This window comes from Sphingopyxis sp. EU05-FHT14B03, assembly GCF_058790875.1.
Genome location: NZ_JBYTDC010000004.1, coordinates 228,075 through 247,687, shown reverse-complemented (window position 1 = coordinate 247,687; position 19,613 = coordinate 228,075). Strand labels below are relative to the sequence as shown.

Below are 19,613 nucleotides of genomic sequence, written 5' to 3'. Positions count from 1 at the left end.
GGCGGCACCGCCCCAGTTCCGCATGGCCACCGGCCGCCGTCGAGGCCTTGGCGGGCGGACCTCCAAACGAGGCCGGGACGCCGTGCGAAAGGATGGGAGGTCAATCGGCTCACGGCACGGGGATCCCGGCACAGCAGATGACTTTCTCGAAGAGCATGAACTGGGCATTGTCCTTGCCCGGCGCATGCTTGGCGCTCGTCCAGAGCGCGCCGGGGCGGCCGATATTGACGCACTTGCCGCCCTTGACCGGCTCCATGATCTGAAGCTTGTAGCGCGACTTGGTCCAGATCGGCTGGGGGACGAAGGAGCAGCCGTCCGCCGAGCTGATCGTCAGCGCGCCGAGGCGGCCCATCATGAAGGTGCCGCGCGCCGCGAGGCCCGCCCAGGCCTCGACGCTGTCGTCGAAGTGGATGTCCCCCGCGACCGGATAGGTAGCGCCCCAGCTTCCCATGCACCAGAAGAGCGGATCGATGACCTTGCCGGCGGCCGCCGCCGCGCTGTCGCCCATGCAGGCAAGACCAGCGGCGGGATTTCCGAACAATATGCCTTCGGGCTGGATGATCGCGCCGAGCGCCCCCGATTGCCAGGTCGGCAGCACTTCGGTGATCAGCGCGACATCGAAACCGTCATTCTCGATGCACGGCAGGTCGGTGAACATGTCGAGCATCGCCCACACCGGCGAGATATAATAATGCATCTGCGCGAACATCTTGCGGCTATTGGTGCCGTCGGAGATCGACGACTGGCTGCCCTGCAGGCGTCCCCCGGTCGGCATCAGGTCGGCGCCGAGCGCCATCATGCAGCCGGGTTCGGTCACCACGTCGATCATCCGGTTCGGCGACCAGTAGGAGACCTTGACGCCGAATCAGAACTGCACGCCCTTGCGGCACGCGCAGAGCGGCTTCGACGCGGATTGCGCGTCGAGCGCCTTGTCGAGCTTGTCATGAGCGCCGATCCGCACGCCGCCGACGGTGATCGGGAAGACGCAGGTCCACCGCACCTTGGTGATCGGGTTGAACATGGTGCCGCTCTCGCATTTCGAGGCATGGGCCTCGCTTGGCCATGCGAACGAGGCGGTCAGGCCGATCAGCGGGCCGACGAGGAGCAAAGGGAGGCGGCGCATCATCGCGGCCCTCCATCCGGCGACCGGCTCTTCGGCCCGAATTCGCTGAGTATGAGCTGCGTGCCCGATTGTGCGACGATGACGGGCGCGACGCTGAGGCCGAGCCGCTCTTTCACCCGCTCTTCGAGAATGTAGATCGCCCGCCCGCTCCGCTCGCCGAGCGCGATCGCATCGCCGCTGTCGGAGCCCAGCGCCGAAAGCAGGATGAAATCCGACGGCCTTGCTGTGCGGAGTGCCCAGCCAAGGTCGCGCGCATGGACGACGACGAGGCGCTGCGGCAATTTCACATAGGTGAGCGGATTGAAGGTGAACCCCTTCGGATAGACCATGCGCCCGTCGGGGAGCTTGATGTCGAATTCGAGCGTATGGAAGGGCACGATTTTCCGGACCCGATCCGCCTGCGCCGGCGGCAGCTCGGCCGCCTTGAGCGCGCTCCAGCGGCTGCGCGGCCCGAAATTCTTCGCCATGTCGCGCGGTAGCGTAGCGACCTTGGCCTCGATCTCGGCCAGCGCGTCGGGCTCGGCGATCGGCCAGGTCCGTCCGATGGTGCTGCGCTGCGCGCCGGCTATCTCCGCGACCGCGGCGCTGGCGATCGCGCAGCTTGCGAGAACCGCGATCAGCGAGGCTTGCCGCGGTACGGAGCTCTTGAAAATCCTATCGTCCATGACGCCGCCTCCAATGGTCTGCGGGCGGCTCCGGACATCCGACCAGCGACAGGGTGAGTGCTGCGACCGCGAGCGGTGTCAGCACCGATATGAGCAGCCGCTGATCGGATCCCGGGGGTGCCGCGAGGAGCAGGAGCAGGCTCTGCACTACGAGGAGGAGGAATCCGCCGAGTGCCAACCGCACCGCCTGCTGTGATGGCGCCTCGGAAATGAGCCCGTTCATCGCCGCCACCATTTGCGCAGCCGCGTCATGGTCCTCGCCGCCCAGGCCGAGAGAAGGAGCAGGGTGAAGCCCGTCGCGAAGCAGGTCGCGGCAACGAGCACGCTGGCCCGGAGGACCAGCATCGTCGGCTGCTTGAGCAGGAGTCCGGCGACCAGCACGAGCGCGCCCATCACGAAGGTCTCGACCGAAACCAGGCGGAAACGCCAAAAGAAGGAGTCCGTCTCGAAGCGCGCGGCAAGCCGCTCCTCGACCAGCCGGTCGACGATTTCCATGTCGGCCACGGTCAGTTCCAGCGTGTCGGACGGCGGCGCGGGCCGGGGGCGCATCACGCGACGTCCCGCATCGACGGACTTCTGTCCGCCACGCCCTCGATTTCGTCCGGATCGACTCCCGCGAGCCGGCAAATCGCCTCGAGCGGCGAGAGACCCCTGTGTATCACCGCCTCGAACGCTGCGACCTCGTCGGGCGCCGAGGTATTGATCCAGTAAGAGAAGGGATCGACCACGAGGCGAGCGATGCCGAGCCCGAGCGGCGAGTCGATGAAGACTTCCGAATAATTGGGCTTCGAGTTGCGGACCGATTTCAACAGATCGAGGACGAACCCCGAATAATCGAGGATCTTGTTGTCGACCGCGCGATCATAGGTCGATCCCTGCAGGAGGAAGCGGGTCGCGGCGTTTTCGAGGATGACCTGGCCGGTGCCGCCGAACAGCGCGAGATCGTTCATGCTCTGGAGCACGATCCCGAACGAGCCGCGATATTTGCGCGCGCGGCGATAGCCCTGGCCGAAGGCCTCGGCGAGACGCGACAAATCCTGGCCTTCGGTTCGTGTCATGAACTGCGCGGCTTCGTCGCAGAGCACGAAGCGCGGGCGATCGCGCGCCGAGAGATAGAGCTCCTGTGTTACCGCATTGACGACGACCATCACGATGACGTTGAAGAGATCGGGCATCGCCTTCAGCCGCTCGAGCTCGAGCACGACGAACTCGTCCGAGCGGATGTCGAGCGTCGAGGGGCCGTTGAAATAATGGCCATAGGCGCCGTCCGACCCGAAATCGCGCAGGTTGAAGGCAAGCTCGCGCGCAGTCGGCACGAGATGCTCGACGCGGTCCAGCCCGGACTCGACGCGGTCCGGATAGGTGCCGAGCCAGTCGCGCACCGCGTCGATGCCATGATCGGCGCGGCCCGTGTCGATCGTCCATTGCACGGCGGACTTGAGCAGGTTCCATTCGGAGGTGGTGACGCCTTTGCGCGTCGAGGCGTTCGCCATCTCGGCGACGATCGCGACCGCCATGCTGATCGCCGACTGCTTGTCGTCTCCGTCGAGCGCGAGCCCCATGTCGAACGGATTGAGGACGAGGCGCTCCTCGCCGATGTCGATATAGCGGCCAGAGCATAAGGTGCAGAGCTTGCGGTAGCTCCCGCCGATGTCGATGATGCGGATGAGCGCCTCGCCGGCATAATATTGCTGGCAGAGATTGTTGAGGAGGAAGCTCTTGCCCGCGCCACTCTCGGCCGAGACGATGAAATTATAATTGTTGATCCTGGGATCGAAGAGATCGAGCGTGATGAGCTGGCCCTTGCGTCCCGTGTAGAGCAGCGATGGCCGTCCGCCGCCGCGAAAGTCGGTCTGCACCGGCGCCAGCAGCACCGCCGCCTTGACCGGCATCCGGAAGTCGCGCTCAAGGAGGCGGAGCGTGGTGCGATCCGGATAGAGCCCGAACGGCAGGCTCATCACCAGCAGGGTCGGATTGAGATAGCTTTCTTCCTGCATCGAGAAAGGCAGGGGTTCGCCCTCCCAGAGGCGCTTCGCGCGCGCCGCCATCTCACGGGCATGGCCGCGATCGCGCCCGAACACCCAGAGGCACGGGATCACCCGGACGAACTTGGAATTGCCGGCCTCGTCGAGAATCCAGCCGATCTCGTCGATCTGCTTGCCGACCTCGACGGCAAAGCTGCCCGCCGCCTTCTGCGCCGAGAGGATTTGCGCGCGCTTGTGAATCTCGAACTGCGAATGATCGAAGAGGATATTGAGCGTGTAGAGGAATGGGCCGCCGATCTGGTCGCTGTCTTCCGACGCGCCGCGCATCCCGCCCATGAAACGGTTGGCGCGCTCGGCGGTGATCCGCCGCGCCGGTGCCTTCGGCGTGAGGCACCGCGCCACCTGGTTGCCGAGAAACACTTCCGGCCCTTCGAAGAGAAGATCGGGACCGGCATCGATGATCTGCTTGGCGATCGGCGGCGCTCCGACCGTGGTTCCGTCCGCGAAAACGCCCGGCGCGGCATTGGCGACGCCGTTGAAGATCCGTCGGTAGAAGCCGATGACCTCTTCCGGGGCGAGGCGGCGGATGCCCATCTTTGCGAGTTGTTCCTCGACCTGGCGGCGGAGGTCCTCGCCGAGCGGGCGCCGCGTCTTGATCGAAAGCAGGGTTCGAAAGTTCCGGACCGGGATGCCGTGCAGCGCCTCGAGGCCATGGCGGCCTGCGCTGAGATAATCGCGCGTCCGGCGCGCCGAGGCCTGGATCAGGGGATCGTCCCTTGTCTTGAGGTCGAGAAAGGCGTCGAGCGCATCGTCGATCAGCGGATCGGCGAAGGTGTGGATCTGGAGGACCGTGCCGTCAGGGAAATGGATGTTCAGCAATCCCTGGAGCGCACCCTGGACATGGCTGAACATATAGGCGGTCGGAATGATCTCCCAGGCATGGCCCCAGCAATCGTCGATGCACAGGAAAGCCTCGCTGTCGGCGTCCCAGGCGACCATCGGGAGATAATTCGAGAAACTGTCGCGCTGCACGGCGCTGCGCATTCGCGCGAAGCTGAGGTTTGAGGCCTGCCTGCTCATGGCCGGGGCTCCACAACCGGCGTGGCAGGCGCGACGGTTTCCGAATGGGCGGCTTCCTTGACCTGCGACAGAATGGGGGCTTCGCGAGCGCGGTCAGGCGAGGCGATGAGGGCGCCGCCGACAACCCAGGTCGGCTTGTCGAGCACAGAATAGATGTAGCGCGGCATATAGAGCCGGTCGGGCCGCTGCCGATCGGCATAGGGCAGGATCAGCGTTCGCACGGTGCGGGCGGGGCGCAGCATCGGGGTCACCGGCGCATCGATCAGGCCCTTGAGCTCCTGGTAGACGCTGTCCTTGTAGCTTCCATAAACGGTCGCCCCCGTCCGGCTGCGTATCTTTGTGGCGGCAGCTCCGCTCCCGATGCCGCGCAGCATTGTCTTGTCATTGGTCACCGCCGGATCGGACTTGGACCGCGCTCCGGAAACGGCGTCCTCATAGGCGCGCTCGGGGTGGATGCACTGGCCATGGTCGGAGTTCTTGCAGTCGAACTTCTCCGAATAAGGCGACATGAGCGCGCCGACGCTGGCGCAACCCGAGAGCACCGTGGCCATCGCCAGGATGGGCAGGGTGGACGACAGGATATGGAGTTTTGGGACCATCGCGGTCACTCCCTTCGGCTTGGATGACGGGCGCATCAGAATTTGCTCCCGACGGACGGCTTGATCTCGAGGGCGACGCCCTCCTGGATGACGACCACGACCTCCTTGGCGGCGCCCACCTCGACGACCGGACCGGCTTGCCTGGCCAGATCGAGGTTGAAGTCGGTGAGCTTGTCCGAGGATTTCGAGAGCCCGCCGGCAATACCGGCCTTGGCCGCGTCGCCGGCATCGAGGCTGCGGACGCTGCCGAGCGCGGAGGTCGAGACGCTGCCGAACGTGCCCTCGACGGTCTGGGAAATGCCGGCGATGGTGCCGACGATGAAGGATCGAGCGAGCGTCGCACCCGCGCGGGTCACCACCTTGCCCGACAGGCCCTTCTTGCCGTCGGCATCGACGAAGAATCCCTTGATGGTCTGATCGACGACCGCATGCTCGTCGAAATCGACGCACGAGATCGACACGAGCTGGACCTCGACGCGCTCCTTGGCGAGGCTGCCGGTGGCGTTGCCGATCACGAAGCATCCCGCCAGATTGGCCTTCACATCGTTCGGCAGCACTGCGGGCGCCTGGACGCGCGCGATGATCGGCTCGGGATTATTGGTCGCGTCCTTGCTCGCCAGCGCGTCGATCCCGGTCAGGAGCCGTGCCCGCATGAAACCAGGCGGCAAATAGATCGTCCGGTTCGCTTTTTTTAAGCGCGCCCCGCCGGCTGCGCCTCCTTCGGGAGCCGGGGCCGAGGTTGCCGCGCCGATTGCGCCGATCTGTCGTTCGGTGGGAGGAGCCGGCGGCGCTGCCGGGGCGGTTGGCGCCGCGGGCGGGGGCGGGATAGTCCCGGCTTCAGCATTCGCTTCCGGCGGCGCCGGCGGATAGGTCGGTGCCTCCCCCGGAAGGGCGGGCGGTAGATCTCCATCCGCGCCGCCTTCCGCCGCGGGCATGCCATCCGCCATGCTTCCGGGCGCCATCTTGCCTTCCTCGATCGCGGTAACCCGGTCGCCCAGCAGCGTCTGCCCGTCGAGGATCTTCTGGAGGTCGCCGCGCAGTTTGACCTCGAGGCTGTCGCCGCGAAGGCCCGCGCCCATGTCGAGCTTCGACGCTTCTGGCGGCTTCGGTGCCTCAGCATCCTTCGAGGAACTCGCCGTATAGAGACCGAACCCGACCAGCGCGATGGCCGACACCACCCCGGCCTGTTTCGCGCGGAGCTGCTGCCGCGAGGTCATGCGTTCCCACTGCGCCCGGAAATCGAACAGAGCCGGACCCCGCGATCCTTCTGCGGGCATGGTCTCCCGAACGTGCGTTTCATTGCCCGGGGCGACGTTGTCGGCGTCCGCGCTCATGGCTGCGCACTCCGGCGAACGATGATCAGGCGAGCAATATCGCCCGCAGCCAGCGTTAGCCGGTCGAGCGTCACGGAGAAGATGTCGGCACCAAAGGCACCATCGAGAAAGTCGCGTTCGTCGAGCGAGACCGCTTCGGCGGCGTCGAGCAGATATTCGCTGACCGAAAGGCCCGCGCCCTCGATTTCGAGGCGGCGCCGCTCGGTCGTTTTGACCTGTGGCAGATCGCCGATGGCGACGGCCTCGCGGGCGGGCGCGACTTCGGTGAAGGACGCGGGAACACGGTCCTGCAGGATCGCGAGCGCAATGCCTACCGCACGTTCTTCCTCGACCAATGGTGCGAGGAGGGCGTCATTGGCGCGGGCGCGCTGGACGGAACCGGGAACAAGCGTCACCGTCTGCGCCGGGATGTCCGCAGGCTCGGCATAGAGTGGGTAGATCGCGCCGTTGCACGATACGAAGAATTCGGAGGGCGTCGTGACATAGCTGCGGGTCTTGGCGCCGGCGTCGTCCACCTCCTGGACGAGGAACTTGATCCAGGCATCCGACCCGCCGCGTTCGACCGCGAGGCCCTTTTCGGCCGAGAATTTCACATCCTCGATCTCGCCGCCAACGCACACGACATGGTTTACGTCACGATTGGAGAGCCGGATGCGGCTGGTCTGGTCGGGCAGCGCCGTGATCGATTGGGCGAGGGCGATGGACGGCGTCAGCAGGGCACCGAGGAGGCAGACAAGCCTCCGGCGTTTACCGGATATCGGCATTGAAATTCTCCTCCTGGAGGGCGGTCAGCCAGAAACGGCCATTTTCGGTGGCGTAGCGAATGCGCAGATTGCCGCGGAACTTGCGGATCACGCCCCCGATCACGCGGACCTTTTCAACGGGCACGAGGATCTCGGTGGCCGTATAGGTGACGGGCTGATCGCCCCGGATATAGGTCGCGATCGACAGCGTCGGGTTATTCTCGAGCTCGCCCAGGAGCTGGCTGAGGCTGTCCCTGAGCGCATTATAGGCACTCGGATGGACGATGGTCAGAAGTTCCTGGAATTGCCGGTCGGCGGAATAGGCCGAATAGGTTCCCGCGAGGCTGACGATATTGAAGGTGATCGTGCGCAGATAGGTTTCCGAGGGTTTGCTGCCGGTGACATAGAGGTCACCGGTGGCACCGAACGGGACGATCACCGTGCGCTGGCCCTGGTTCGTCGAATAGATGACGGCGCCGAGCACCATGCTCACGCCGAAAAGGCCGGCGACGGCGAACTTCAGCAACCGGTTCTCTTCGAACAGGTTTGCCGACCCCTGGAGATAGCGGTGCAAATGCCAGCTCGGGCGCGTGTCGCCGATCATGTCGGCGCTGTCCTTGCGTCGGAAGAAACCTGCCATCGGACCTACTCGAAGAAGCGGGTCTGGGTGGGACCCGGATAGAAGCGGAAGCGGATCAAACCCCAGCGCCAGGCGAGGTGCGGAATGAACCCGCGCGGCTTGGTGCGCTTCCAGGGAAGGAAAAGGAGAAGGGCGCCGATGAGACCCCAGCCGATCAGACCGCCGACGATGACCGCGACGAAGATCGTGCTCATGACGACGACAAATTCCTGGGCGTCGAACCAGAGGATCTGGACCGGTCGATGCAGGAACTGCGGCAGACGTTCATCCAACGCCCTTCTCCCATGCTTCATCACGCGTCGGCGTGATATCCGGGGGATGACCACCACCCCCCGTCCCGGATGGCGCGTCGGTTGCCGGAGCTGCCGGCGGACGGCGCACCGAATGTCAGATCACCATGCCGAAGGTCTGGAGGATCGAATCCGCCTTGATGAGGCAGACCGCCGCCACGATCGTCGGGATGCCGATCATGATGTTGGAAAAGAGCCGCGAGACGCCGAACAGGAAGGCGGCGACACCGCCAACGAAGCCCAGCGGGCCCTTCACGCCCTTGTTCACCACGATGTCGTAAATGTCGTAACCGAGGTCGCCGGCCGCGGGCGCCTGAAAGGCGTGAGCCACGCCGGCGCACGCGACCGCGGCCAGGAGGAAAAGGACCGCCGCGTCGATCGTGCGGAACGTCCTTCCCCGAAACAATGTCACCATGTCCATTCTCCTTCGATTGGAGACCGTCCGAAACTGCCTGCCGGCACGACGAAGATCGTTTCCGGCCGACGGCAGCAGTGGACGGCCTCCAACAGAGCGCCGATGCCGTCGGCATTCCGGTCCTCGATCGTCGCCGGCGCGCTCATCCGAGCGGCAGGGCGCGATCGGGGCCCGCCAGAATAGCCTTGGTTCGCGGGATGCCGCCGATCAGGGACTGCTGCCCGCTGCTTCCCTTTTCGCGTTCAGGAACGCCTCGAGCTCGGCCTGCTGGAAACCCGAGACGAGCTTCCCGTCGACAAACAGCGTCGGCGTGCCCGTGATGCCCATCTTGCGGACCATCGCCGCGTGGCGGGCGACCTGTTCGGCACCGGCGCTGCACTTCGCGCGCGTCGGCGGGCTCGCCCCGGCATAAATGGCTCTGAACGCCGCTGCTTTGTCCGGGGAACACAGGATATGCTCGGCCTTGGCGGCCGCGTCAGGGTGGATGCCGCTCACGAAATAGATGAGCCGCTGCACCGGCTTGCCTTCCGTGGCCTTCGCCGCCCAGAAGCGATCGAGCGCCTGGCAATAGGGACAATCGGGATCGGTGAATTCGATGACCTTGGGCGCGCCCGCGGGACCGATGACCAGCGCGTCGCGTTCGTCGATCGCCCCGAGCCGCTTTCGCGCGCTGGCATCCTGGGCCATCGCGGTGACGTTCACGCCATTCTTGTCGTAAATCGCCGCGAAAAGCAGGTGATCGCTTTCCGGTGCGAAATAGAGGACTCGCCCGCCTGCGATCGCCTGATATATTGGCCCTCTTACAGGCGCCGGTCCGAACTCCTCGAACTGGAAGTTGGTGAAGGTCTGTCGCAGCTCCCGTTCCGCCTGCTCGGCGGCATTGCCCAGCGCTTCTTCGGAAGGATCCGGCGAGGCCGCTTGCGCAAGCGCAGGGGACGCGATCGCCATCGCGGCGTAGAATGATGCCCTAGCGGCGCGCATCGCGTTTCTCCCCGGCGGGCGTGACCGCATGGACGAAGATCGACCTGTCGATCCGGTGTGCGGCGCCGAGCAAGATTGGCGCCTTCATCACCGGTTCGCGAGGATGGCGGGTAGGCGCGGCACGGCGTCCAATCGCGAAACCGTTCGCGTCCTGGGTGACGATCAGTTCACCCCGTTTTGCGAACGGTTCGGTCTGATCGGCGCGCCGATCCGCCTCGAACTGGGCCGATGCCGACGTTGCGCCGGCTGACAGGATTGCGATGCCGGCTAGGCACCGATTGTACGGCGTCATGGCATGTCTCCTCGTGGCGCAAATTGCGCGGTGACTGACGATCGGTGGACCGGAGCGGACCTGATGATCAGAGACCAATGGTCTCCTCGAACCGGAACGAGACGAGGAATGATGACGAAACGAAAAGCGCACAATGGGGAGGGCACTGAAGTGCCGATTGCGCAAATCCTGCGCCGAAGCGGTCTAAACGGCGCATCTTATTACAAGGGGAGATCCGCAGGACCGAAATCGTTCCAGATGAGCCGGAAATTGCACTTCGGTTCGCTGTCGCAGAAGGTTAATATGTCGATGGTATCACCACGCTGGTTTTCTGTGTGCTGGGGGGCAGACCGATGACGCGGCAATCACGCACCTTCAAACTCCGGCTTTCCCCGGCGGGCATGGATTTACTCATCGACTCCCATGTCCACCTGATCAGAAGCACCCGCGCGTTGCTCGCCTGGGGGACCACGCTGCAGGTCGCCGTCGATTGCCTCGACCGAATGCCGGCGCCCCAGGTTCTGGAACAGCTTGCGTCGCTTGCCAAAGCGGGGCTCCAGGGCGATGAAGATCATTATCTGGGAGCGTCCAAGGGGCTCAATCATGTCGCCACACGGATCGCCGAGCGTGTCGTCGAGGTCGCGCCGGATCGCGATGCGCCGACCCTGGCGAGCATCTATATTCTCGCCTTGCAGCAATTGACGCGGACCGACCATAAGACGCTCCGCGCGACCTATGAGCGTGTGAAACCGGCTGCCCAAAACGGCGCGCCCGGATAGAAGCCTTCACCTTCTCAAGGCCTTGCGCCGAGCGACCCGGCAAGAATTGCGGCAGTTCCGTTTGACCGAGGTGTGATGCACACCTAGCATTTCATAAGTTACAGGCCTTGGCTGGGCGCAATCTCCCGAGAAGGAGACGCGGAAATGTCGCTGGAAGACGCGGCTTCCGTCGCTGAAGGCCCGCTGTCGCGTATCAAGGAACAGTCGGGAAGGCGAATTGAGGAAGCACGGAAACGGGAAGGGCTGACGCAGCGCGAGTTCGCACGAGACCTCGGCATGGGCGTGCGATGGCTCCGGGAAATCGAATCTGGAAATCCGAAAGCGCGGCTCGATGACCATCTACTCTGTGCGTATAAGCTGGACCTGTCGACGGGGCATATCCTCATTCCACTGATGTTCTTTTCCCAGAAGATGGCGTTCCCGATGCAGCTGGCGATCGGAGACCTTCGGGAGCTCGAGCGACTGTGCATCGAAGTCGTCGCACAAAAGCATCTCGATCAACTGACGAGCGCGCTTACCCCGCGGTGGAGCCAGGGGCTCCGCATATCATCCGCTGCGTGATCGATGGCACCGGAAAGCGTCACCCAGGACCGGATCTACCGAACCCTCAAGGACGAAATCCTGGCAGGGCATATCGACCCGCACGTACGCATAGACATCCAGCGGATCGCGGACCAGTGCACGGCAAGCCCGACCCCGGTACGCGAGGCGCTGTGCCGGCTGGTCGGCGAAACTTTGGTAGAGTCCCATCCCGACGGCGGATTTCGTATCGCGCTGCCCGATTTTCATGGGCTCACCAGCCTCTACATCTGGACGGGACAGCAACTGCTCTCCGCACTTCATCTCTCCAGCGCCGCCGCGATCCGCCAAGCCATGGCCGGTGTGCGGGAATTTCGCACCGGTCTCGAGCCCGTTGAACTTGCATCCGCCATCGGCACGACCTTCGAGACCATTGCCGGCGCGTCTGGAAATCAGGAATTCGTCGCGGCGGTCCAGCGGGCGAACGAGCGCCTCCAATATTTCCGACTCGTCGAGCCAAGGCTGTTCGGCGACCTGGAACGCGAACTTCGCACATTCTTTCGAAACGGCACGATCGACGTCAAAGCCAACGTCCGAAGGCGCGTTATCGCCTATCATCGGCGGCGGATTGAGCATGCCCCCCAGCTTTACGCTCTTGTGCAAGGGACAACGACAAGCCCTTGAGATGGCGTGCCTTTGCCGTTTCGGTTAAACTCAAATTCTCCATAAGCTACGGAAATAGCGCAAGAATTGCGGCGTATATTTGAACCGGCCTGCTCCGGAATCCGGTAAATCTGGGACTGCCGCGAATGGTCGCGGTGTTTGATGAAGGAGCACTGCCATGCAGCGCAACGACGAACAGCTCGAAACCACCCTGATCGATCTCGGTTCGGTAACCGAGGAGACGAAGGGACGGTTTGTCGGCATCGATGACCACGAAGGCGGTCTCGAACTCCGCGTCGGCATCTCGGACGAGTGACGAGCCGCGCGTGCGCCCGAATTCCGGGCGCACGCTTGCCGGGGAGGGCGCCTTCGTGAATCTTCAGCTCCGCGACGGCCTGTTTCATTGCCTCTGTGGCGATCGGGCAATTTTTCTCGATACCGAAACAAATCGCTACTTCGCGGTGCCGCCAAAGATTGAAGCCGCGTTTCGCTCGGTCGCCATTGGGGAGACCGTGCAAGATGGGGATCGGCAATTCCTCGACACCATGCTTGCCGACCGTATCCTTGTCGAATCTGACGACGCGGAACAAGCTTGGCCGACCCCAATCTCCCCGCCTACTCGCGATCTGCGGCCGATCGCGATCGAAAAGCCCCCATTGTGGCTGATCGCAAAGGTGCTTTACGCGCGATGGCGCGCAGGACATGCCGTGCAGCGCCTCGACATCCGCAGCATCCGTCAAATTCTTGAGGGACGCTCTCGCGAGAAATGGAAATCCGCGGTTGGTCCCTTGGACCAAAAGCTTCAGCGGCTTCAGTCGGCGTTTGAAATTTCGGATCGACTGATGTCTGTCCGCGACCAGTGCCTGCCCAGGTCGCTGGCGATGCACGCCCTCACCAATCAATTTGGCGCCCGGAGCAGCATCGTGCTCGGCGTACGCGTCAATCCATTCGAGGCGCATTGCTGGGTCGAGCTGGAGGGTGCCGTGATCACAGGCGACTTTGAACAGGCAATCCTCTTCACCCCCATAATGAGAATGGCATGACCGCAGCCTATGCCTTCATTGTCCCACGAGGCGAACCGGGCGGATCGCTGAACCAGATGATTCACCCTATCCCGGATTTGAAACCGGCGCTTACCGCGAGACGCCTGACCGTGCTGGCGGGTCCGAGGACCCACGTCATCACGCTTGCAACAGGGACCGGCGCGCTGATCGGGGAGGTCTATGATCGCCATGGTCCTACAGCGCCACTATCGAAGCTCGATGTGCGAACGGAGGCAGCACTAGCTGAAGACAATTATGAACCGCTGCTGTCGTCCTACTGGGGAAGCTATGTCGGCGTGGTCGAAACATCTGACGGAACCGCAATATTTCGAGATCCATCGGCCACACGCCCTTGCTATTTTGTTGAAGCCGAAGGGGGGCTGATTTTTGCGTCGGATGTCCGCACTTTGATGATCTTGCGAGGGCAGGGTGCAGCCATCGATTGGGAGGGCGTGGCGCAATATCTCTATTGCTCCGGACTGCCTGCGGCGGGAACGGCGATTGCTGACGTTTCCGAACTGCTTCCCGGCACCCGGATTTTCGTGGGAAAGCACCAACGAACTCTTCAGCGAATTTGGTCGCCATGGGATTATGTCACAGCAAGGCAGGCCGTCTCGATCGAGCAAAACACGGACACGTTACGGCGGACGGTTCATCGCTGTGTCTCAGCACTTGCACGAAGGTTCGAGCGCCCGCTCATCTCGGTTTCAGGAGGATTGGACTCCTCGATAGTGGCGGCGTGCCTTTCGATGTCCGGCACTTCTCCCATCGGCCTTACCATGTTCACCGACGATGCAGCCGGCGACGAGCGCAGCTTCTCGAAGATTCTGTGTGACGCATTTGGTTACGACCTGATCGCTTGCCGATATGATCCCGGCGAAATCGATATCGATGAGCCGATGAGTCCTCATCTGCCGAGACCAGTCGGACGGACCCAAGGCCTGGCTTATGAGCGGGCTCTCCTGGCCCACGCCGCGAAGCGAAACGCGGACGGTTTCATGACGGGCAATGGAGGTGACAATGTCTTCGCTAACCTGAAATCGGCAAAGCCAATCGTGGACCGATATCTCACCGAAGGATGGAACAGTGGAGTGTTGGCCACAATTCGCGACGTCGTGGACCTGACAGGAACGAGCTACTGGCAGGTAGGCCAAGCCGCACTGAAGGCGTATCGGAGCCGGGCGACGAGATATCAATGGAAGGCGGACACACGTTTCCTCCATCCGGATTTGATTGAGGTCCAGGCTGATCGACCGCTGGAGCATGATTGGCTGTTGGGTCCAAAAAATGCGCTACCTGGGTATCAGATCCATATTGCCGGCATCCTTCGAGCCCAGCAGACGCTCGAGCCTCCGCGTGCAGCGTACGCACCTGTCGTAAGTCCCTTGCTTGCCCAGCCGATAATGGAACTATGCCTGTCCATACCTACCTGGCAATGGTGCGCCGGCGGCCGCGATCGCGCCTTGGCGAGAAATGCCTTTAGGGACATTCTCCCTGCTGCGATTTTAGAGCGGCGCGTCAAGGGCACGCCCGATAGCTTCAGTGCGCAGATCATCGACCGCTTTCGGCGTGGAATCCGGGAACGCCTACTCGATGGTCATCTCGCCGGTCGTGGGCTAGTGGATCGGCCATCGCTTGAGGCGTCTCTGGATGATCGCGTCGTCGCTCGGCCCGAAGAACGACCGCGGATCCTCGACTTGCTGGATACAGAGGCGTGGCTCAATCACTGGCTAGACGGGGCAGCCCTTGGCGCCGCGGCGTATGATTTTGCCTCTGCCCGAAGTGCGTCCCAATGATCCAGCTCGCGTTTCCGCTCGGGAGCCTGCGATCGCTGTCCTTTCAGCCAATAGTCAAACCAGTCGAGACTTCGCTTCGAAACCGCAAGCTTATGCGCTGGCTGCCATTTCACATGGTGTTCGTTCGGGAACACGTAAAGATCGATCGGCACGCTGTGTTCTCGCAGAGCGGTGTATCCGGGCAAGGCGCTCATATACTCATCGTCCGCCATCTGGAGAAGAATCGGTGTGCGGATTCGCGAGGCATTGTTGACCAGCGAAATTCTATCCCAAAAATCGGGCCGATATTCGGACACATCCGGATACCCGGTCTCTCTGAAGTGGCGCGCGCCGGCGGGACCAACCCGCGCGGGCATCGTCGAGTCCCAGCAACAACTGCTTGAGGCCGCGGTGGCAAACAGCGTGCTGTTGACGAGACCAAACTCTATGGTCGAACCACCGTCGCTGAGACCGGTGATTCCAACCCTTGTGCGATCGATGATTCCGCGCTCGGCAAGCTTGTCGATCGCCACTTCGAGGGACGAGAGGACGCTGCGGCGATCCGCAAACCCTTTCAGATTTCCTCGATTGATTGCGCCGACATCATTTGCGCCACGCGTCATCGCGATATGTGTCGGGCGGCTGAAACTCAGTACCGCATAGCCTCTGTTGGCGAAGGCCTGGATCGGAAACTCGTCCCCCACGCCGCCCCGCAGAAACCCTCGCGTGTCATACTGGACGATGATGAGCGGGTAGCGGATGCCTCGCCGGTAGCCCACTGGATAGACAAGGTCGCCGATCGTATCGAGGTCAAAGCTGTTGCGCCAGGTGATGCGCTCGACCTTCCCGATGCTTAACCGGGCGAAGTCGGGATTGGGATTGAAAACGGGATGCGATTTGCCCGTCCGCGGATCGAGCAGTTCGATACGCCGGGGCTGCGTCGAACCCTCTCGAAGACAAAGCAGGAAAGCGCCCGCGGGCTGGCAGTCGATCAGCAGGTCGCTTGTCGAAAAGATTCGCCGTGGCAGCGGCGCGCCCGGCCTCCATTCGTAGAGACTGGTCACGCTGGCGACAGGGTCTTCCCGTCGGAAAAAGAAAAGGCTGTCGCCATTCCACGAAGCACGAAACAACCGTCCCACGCATGTATCTGCGCGGCATAGGAGTTCCCGCTGCGTATCTGTCGTCACCGACACGCGCAGCTTTGCGACGAGTCCATTGCCCGGCTCGGGCTTGAAGGTCGCCGTCCATCCCTTAGCCGACACGGCTGGCGCCAGTTGCGAGCCGGGTTCGGCTTGGTGGCGCTCCAAAATCTTCGCATCGGCGCTCAATGCCGGGCGCATTGCTCCGGTGGCGAGTTCGACCACAAAGCGCTCGGTGGAGATCGGCCGTCCGGGGAACGGTCGGTTGCTGGCCGTGGGAGCGAAGCGGTCGTCGAAATGAAATCCGGCCAGCCCTTCTTGATCTATCGTCTCCGACGCGCGTCCGATTCCCGGTCTGCCTGCAATGACAAGATTTGTTCGCCGTTCATCAAGCGCGAAATCCTCGATATCGAACATCGCTTTCGTGACCGGCTTGGCTCCCGTGCCAGATGCGTCGGCCTGCCACACCTGGGTGAAAGCACCCGTTCGCTTCAGATAGAAGATTGATCGCCCGTCCGCTGACCATTGCGGGACGATCGCCAGCGGAATTCCAGTCGGAAAGACCGGCGAAGCCCGAAAATCCATCAACATCCGAATGAGATCGCCGCCTTGATCAACGACGACCGGAGCCGATCGTTGGCTGAGGTCGGCAACGATCATCGCAAGACAATAGCGATTGGCCTTCGGATCGGCCCGCCGTAATTGGAAGGCGACCCTTTCGCCATCGGGCGAAAGCGAAATCAGTCTCATATCGGGGAAGGGAAGATCCGCGGGACCAATATCGCGAAGTCGGATCAGATCTTCGGCGACCAGTCCGCGCCAGCGCGTCGCATCGGACCGGGGCTGCGGCAAAAGATCGGCGCAATCGGCGCCTACTCCTTTCGCGCTGCTTGGCTGTGCCGAAGCGAGGAACGCCACGATCATGACGCCGCCGCTGATTCCGATGAAGCGCATTACATGCGCTTCCGGAGTTGGATGCCGACATAGCGGCCAACAGCTGAATAATTGGTCGTGTCATACGGAGGATCTGCGGGGTTGGTGTTGCGGATGACATCCGGCTTTTCGTTGAAAAGATTGAGAAGAGAGAAACTCGCTTCGAACCCCTCCAAGAACCCCGTGCCCTGACCTCGAATTGTTGAAACCAAATCAACCGAGGTGAAGGATTTCACTCGCATGAAGGGCTGAAAGCGATCATCCAACGTGCCGCCGGTGTGGCTGATCACGGTCGCCACGGTAACATTGTCCTGCTCCCAGGTTCCTGTGAAGCGGCCTCGCCAATGCGGGGGATCAAAGATCGTCCCGGCAAGCTTGAGCGTCGGCTGACCCTTACTGATCTGCCTTGTACTCTTCTGATAGCTCGTCGAGAGCCCGAGGCTGAGGCGACCCCCACCGGAAAATTCATGCTCATAGCTCGCCGAGAGATCGACCCCCTTGACGGTTTCGTGCGACGTGTTCGTGAGAGCATTCGCGACGAAGGCACCGACATTGTTCGGGTTGAATGGTGCGCCGGTTTGATTGCTAAGTCCCGTCGGCAAGCTCGCGATGACCGCCTCGATGAAACTTGCCGAGGGACCATAAGTTACGAACTGCGCATAGATCGGGTTGCTCAAGGCCGATGTGATGCTTGCAACCGGGAAGGTGACCCGATCCTGATAGTCGACATTGAAATAGCTCGCCTGCAGCGCCACCCCCGGAGTCGCCGCTGGTTCGTACCTTGCGGTTGCCGTCCATGTTTCTGCCCGTTCCGGTCGAAGATTCGGATTGCCACCGCTTAGCAGGAGAACGGGGGAATTGATCGGAAGCGGCGAGTTGATGAAGATTTGTGACGGAAACAGGTAACCCTGTTGGAGTTGGTTCTCCTGATAAAGCGTCGGCGCCTTGAAGGACCGGCCCCAGCTCCCACTCAGGGTGATGCCAGGCGTAAATCCGACGACGAAGCCCAATTTCGGGGTCGCGATATCTCCAATGCCGGGGTAATTTTCATAACGGATCGCGGCGTCGATCGAAGCGCGATCGAAAACCGCGTTGCGATTGTCTGGGCCGACAAGCGGAAGCGCCGCTTCCGCGTACGCGAAATAGGTTCCTCTCCGATCGCTGAAACGTTCGGTCGTCGTCGTTATGGTTCCGCGCGTCGACGAAACGAGAGATTCGAGTCCTGTAGACCGATATCCGGCTCCGACTGCCAGCCGCACATCGCCGCCCGGCGCGCGAAACAGCGGTCCTTCGGCATTTACTTCGACCGAATATACTTCATTGTCATAGTGAATGTGTGATCGCGTCGTTTGCCCGACAGCTGTCCGGACCGGAGTCAAATATGCATTGCTCTGGCCATAGCTACCCGCGATCGTCGCCTCCCAACGAGCGGGGAGGTGGAAGCGAAGCCGCGGCGAAATCGTGAACGATTCAACCGCCGGGTGGCTCAGGTTCCCGTTCGCCGTTGCGCTGGCGGTGGTCGAGAAAGCTACGGCGGAACGCTGTTCGCGATGACTGTACTGAGCATCAAGCGAGACGTTCACGAAGCTCGATAAATCCTGGTATCCCGAAGCAACGAACGAAAATTGCTTCTGTTCGGGAAGCAGCGTGTTGGAAACATGAATCCCGCTTGTGTACGTTCGCTGGCGCGCCGTGACCGCAGTCGCTCGCTGGAACGCGCCGGCCACCATAAATCCGCCACCGTCCCAGCGATCTCCGCTGACGAGAGAATATTCCTGCTGTTCGTTGCCCCCATCAGTCGATGCGCCAAATCGCGCTGTCGCTTCAACTCCCGCAAAATCGCGACGCAAAATGACGTTAGCTACGCCGGCAACCGCGTCCGAACCGTAGATGGCGGACGAACCGTCCGTAACAATTTCGACCCGTTCGATTGCTGCGAGAGGAATAGCGGAAATATCCACACCTTGGCTGATGGCGTCATACGCCACACGGTGACCGTTGATCAGCGTAAGCGTGGCGTCCTGTCCAAGCCCGCGCAGATTCAGATTGGATGAACCCGAGAGATTTTGACTCCCGCCCTGACCACCCAGCACGCCCGGGTTCTGACCTCCGGAAAAATTCTGTGGGAGGGATCGGATGAACGCCCCGAGGTCGTTCAGACCCTCCGATTCCATCGAGTTGCGCGTGCGAACGGTGATCGGTGACGCGCTGGTCGACCCTCGAATGTGGGAGCCCGTGACAATAATATCGTTGCCATCGTTCACGGTCGTATGAATTTCGGCCGAGCCCGACGGCGCGGATCGCCCCCGGATGACATATCCGCCATCCTGCGATTCCACGATGAGATCGGTACCGGCGAGGAGGCGAGCAATAGCCTCCTTTACGCCATAGGTTCCGCGAAGCGGGGGGGCCTGTCGTCCGGCAACCGCATCGGAGGCAAAAATTACCTCGACGCCGGCCTGGCGCCCGATTGATATGAGCGCATCGCCAAGATTCATCGACGCGACATTGAAGTCCCGAGACGCTTCCTGCGCTGCGGCGATGCTCGGAAGGCAGAATCCTCCTACCGCAGCCGCCGCCAGCAGCGCGCCGCGCCCAAATTTTCCAAGTTGCATCCAATCCCCCAGATCTAAAAC

At 62.4% G+C, this 19,613-nt stretch carries 19 protein-coding genes and 1 pseudogene; 6 read left to right on the top strand and 14 right to left on the bottom strand.

The window, feature by feature from the left end; translation table 11 throughout:
- Positions 1 to 109: 109 nt before the first annotated feature.
- The 12 genes and pseudogenes from AC3WS4_RS22575 to AC3WS4_RS22520 all read right to left on the bottom strand — a co-directional run bounded on the left by AC3WS4_RS22575 (position 110) and on the right by AC3WS4_RS22520 (position 10,147).
- Positions 110 to 1,126 (bottom strand): annotated as a pseudogene (locus tag AC3WS4_RS22575) (TraU family protein).
- Entirely contained in the window at positions 1,123 to 1,788 is a 666-nt protein-coding gene (locus AC3WS4_RS22570; RefSeq protein WP_492740508.1) for a conjugal transfer protein TraW, read from the bottom strand. The pseudogene AC3WS4_RS22575 and the gene AC3WS4_RS22570 overlap by 4 nt, the downstream one beginning before the upstream one ends.
- A gap of 219 nt (positions 1,789 to 2,007) precedes the next feature.
- Complete coding sequence (locus AC3WS4_RS22565; RefSeq protein WP_492740588.1) at positions 2,008 to 2,337, bottom strand: hypothetical protein; 330 nt, start codon at positions 2,335 to 2,337, stop codon at positions 2,008 to 2,010.
- Positions 2,337 to 4,853 carry a TraC family protein gene (locus AC3WS4_RS22560; RefSeq protein WP_492740507.1) on the bottom strand — a complete coding sequence of 839 codons (2,517 nt, stop codon included), beginning with the start codon at positions 4,851 to 4,853 and terminating at the stop codon, positions 2,337 to 2,339. The genes AC3WS4_RS22565 and AC3WS4_RS22560 overlap by 1 nt, the downstream gene beginning before the upstream one ends.
- On the bottom strand, positions 4,850 to 5,452 hold the full coding sequence (locus AC3WS4_RS22555; protein ID WP_492740506.1) for a TraV family lipoprotein: 603 nt from the start codon (positions 5,450 to 5,452) through the stop codon (positions 4,850 to 4,852). The genes AC3WS4_RS22560 and AC3WS4_RS22555 overlap by 4 nt, the downstream gene beginning before the upstream one ends.
- A gap of 35 nt (positions 5,453 to 5,487) precedes the next feature.
- Positions 5,488 to 6,786 (bottom strand): TraB/VirB10 family protein, encoded by a 1,299-nt coding sequence (locus AC3WS4_RS22550; RefSeq protein ID WP_492740505.1) that lies wholly within the window; start codon positions 6,784 to 6,786, stop codon positions 5,488 to 5,490.
- A complete protein-coding gene (locus tag AC3WS4_RS22545) occupies positions 6,783 to 7,550 on the bottom strand; it encodes a type-F conjugative transfer system secretin TraK (protein ID WP_492740504.1) in 768 nt (255 codons plus the stop codon). The genes AC3WS4_RS22550 and AC3WS4_RS22545 overlap by 4 nt, the downstream gene beginning before the upstream one ends.
- Positions 7,534 to 8,169 carry a TraE/TraK family type IV conjugative transfer system protein gene (locus AC3WS4_RS22540; RefSeq protein ID WP_492740503.1) on the bottom strand — a complete coding sequence of 212 codons (636 nt, stop codon included), beginning with the start codon at positions 8,167 to 8,169 and terminating at the stop codon, positions 7,534 to 7,536. The genes AC3WS4_RS22545 and AC3WS4_RS22540 overlap by 17 nt, the downstream gene beginning before the upstream one ends.
- A 5-nt stretch (positions 8,170 to 8,174) precedes the next feature.
- Positions 8,175 to 8,441 carry a hypothetical protein gene (locus AC3WS4_RS22535; protein ID WP_058539826.1) on the bottom strand — a complete coding sequence of 89 codons (267 nt, stop codon included), beginning with the start codon at positions 8,439 to 8,441 and terminating at the stop codon, positions 8,175 to 8,177.
- 115 nt (positions 8,442 to 8,556) lie between these two features.
- On the bottom strand, positions 8,557 to 8,874 hold the full coding sequence (locus tag AC3WS4_RS22530; protein ID WP_492740502.1) for a hypothetical protein: 318 nt from the start codon (positions 8,872 to 8,874) through the stop codon (positions 8,557 to 8,559).
- 207 nt (positions 8,875 to 9,081) lie between these two features.
- Positions 9,082 to 9,855 carry a DsbC family protein gene (locus tag AC3WS4_RS22525; protein ID WP_492740501.1) on the bottom strand — a complete coding sequence of 258 codons (774 nt, stop codon included), beginning with the start codon at positions 9,853 to 9,855 and terminating at the stop codon, positions 9,082 to 9,084.
- Complete coding sequence (locus tag AC3WS4_RS22520; RefSeq protein ID WP_492740500.1) at positions 9,842 to 10,147, bottom strand: hypothetical protein; 306 nt, start codon at positions 10,145 to 10,147, stop codon at positions 9,842 to 9,844. The genes AC3WS4_RS22525 and AC3WS4_RS22520 overlap by 14 nt, the downstream gene beginning before the upstream one ends.
- A 380-nt stretch (positions 10,148 to 10,527) precedes the next feature.
- On the opposite strand from AC3WS4_RS22520, the gene AC3WS4_RS22515 reads away from it, so the two are divergent.
- The 6 genes from AC3WS4_RS22515 to AC3WS4_RS22490 all read left to right on the top strand — a co-directional run bounded on the left by AC3WS4_RS22515 (position 10,528) and on the right by AC3WS4_RS22490 (position 14,926).
- Positions 10,528 to 10,905, top strand: a complete 378-nt coding sequence (locus AC3WS4_RS22515; RefSeq protein WP_492740499.1) for a hypothetical protein — start codon at positions 10,528 to 10,530, stop codon at positions 10,903 to 10,905.
- 144 nt (positions 10,906 to 11,049) lie between these two features.
- A complete protein-coding gene (locus AC3WS4_RS22510; RefSeq protein WP_492740498.1) occupies positions 11,050 to 11,466 on the top strand; it encodes a helix-turn-helix domain-containing protein in 417 nt (138 codons plus the stop codon).
- Between the two features lie 3 nt (positions 11,467 to 11,469).
- Positions 11,470 to 12,108: a GntR family transcriptional regulator gene (locus AC3WS4_RS22505; protein WP_492740497.1), complete on the top strand. Its 639-nt coding sequence runs from the start codon at positions 11,470 to 11,472 to the stop codon at positions 12,106 to 12,108.
- A 157-nt stretch (positions 12,109 to 12,265) separates the two neighbouring features.
- Positions 12,266 to 12,403, top strand: a complete 138-nt coding sequence (locus AC3WS4_RS22500) for a benenodin family lasso peptide (RefSeq protein WP_492740496.1) — start codon at positions 12,266 to 12,268, stop codon at positions 12,401 to 12,403.
- A 55-nt stretch (positions 12,404 to 12,458) separates the two neighbouring features.
- Positions 12,459 to 13,130, top strand: coding sequence for a lasso peptide biosynthesis B2 protein (locus AC3WS4_RS22495; protein ID WP_492740495.1), 672 nt, complete (start codon positions 12,459 to 12,461; stop codon positions 13,128 to 13,130).
- The gene (locus tag AC3WS4_RS22490; protein WP_492740494.1) at positions 13,127 to 14,926 is read left to right on the top strand and encodes an asparagine synthase-related protein; all 1,800 of its coding nucleotides are present in this window, start codon (positions 13,127 to 13,129) and stop codon (positions 14,924 to 14,926) included. The genes AC3WS4_RS22495 and AC3WS4_RS22490 overlap by 4 nt, the downstream gene beginning before the upstream one ends.
- Here AC3WS4_RS22490 and AC3WS4_RS22485 read toward each other — a convergent pair.
- Both AC3WS4_RS22485 and AC3WS4_RS22480 read right to left on the bottom strand, forming a co-directional pair.
- The gene (locus AC3WS4_RS22485; protein WP_492740493.1) at positions 14,854 to 16,998 is read right to left on the bottom strand and encodes an Atxe2 family lasso peptide isopeptidase; all 2,145 of its coding nucleotides are present in this window, start codon (positions 16,996 to 16,998) and stop codon (positions 14,854 to 14,856) included. The genes AC3WS4_RS22490 and AC3WS4_RS22485 overlap by 73 nt on opposite strands.
- Entirely contained in the window at positions 16,998 to 19,592 is a 2,595-nt protein-coding gene (locus tag AC3WS4_RS22480) for a TonB-dependent receptor domain-containing protein (protein WP_492740492.1), read from the bottom strand. The genes AC3WS4_RS22485 and AC3WS4_RS22480 overlap by 1 nt, the downstream gene beginning before the upstream one ends.
- Between the last annotated feature and the right edge of the window lie 21 nt (positions 19,593 to 19,613).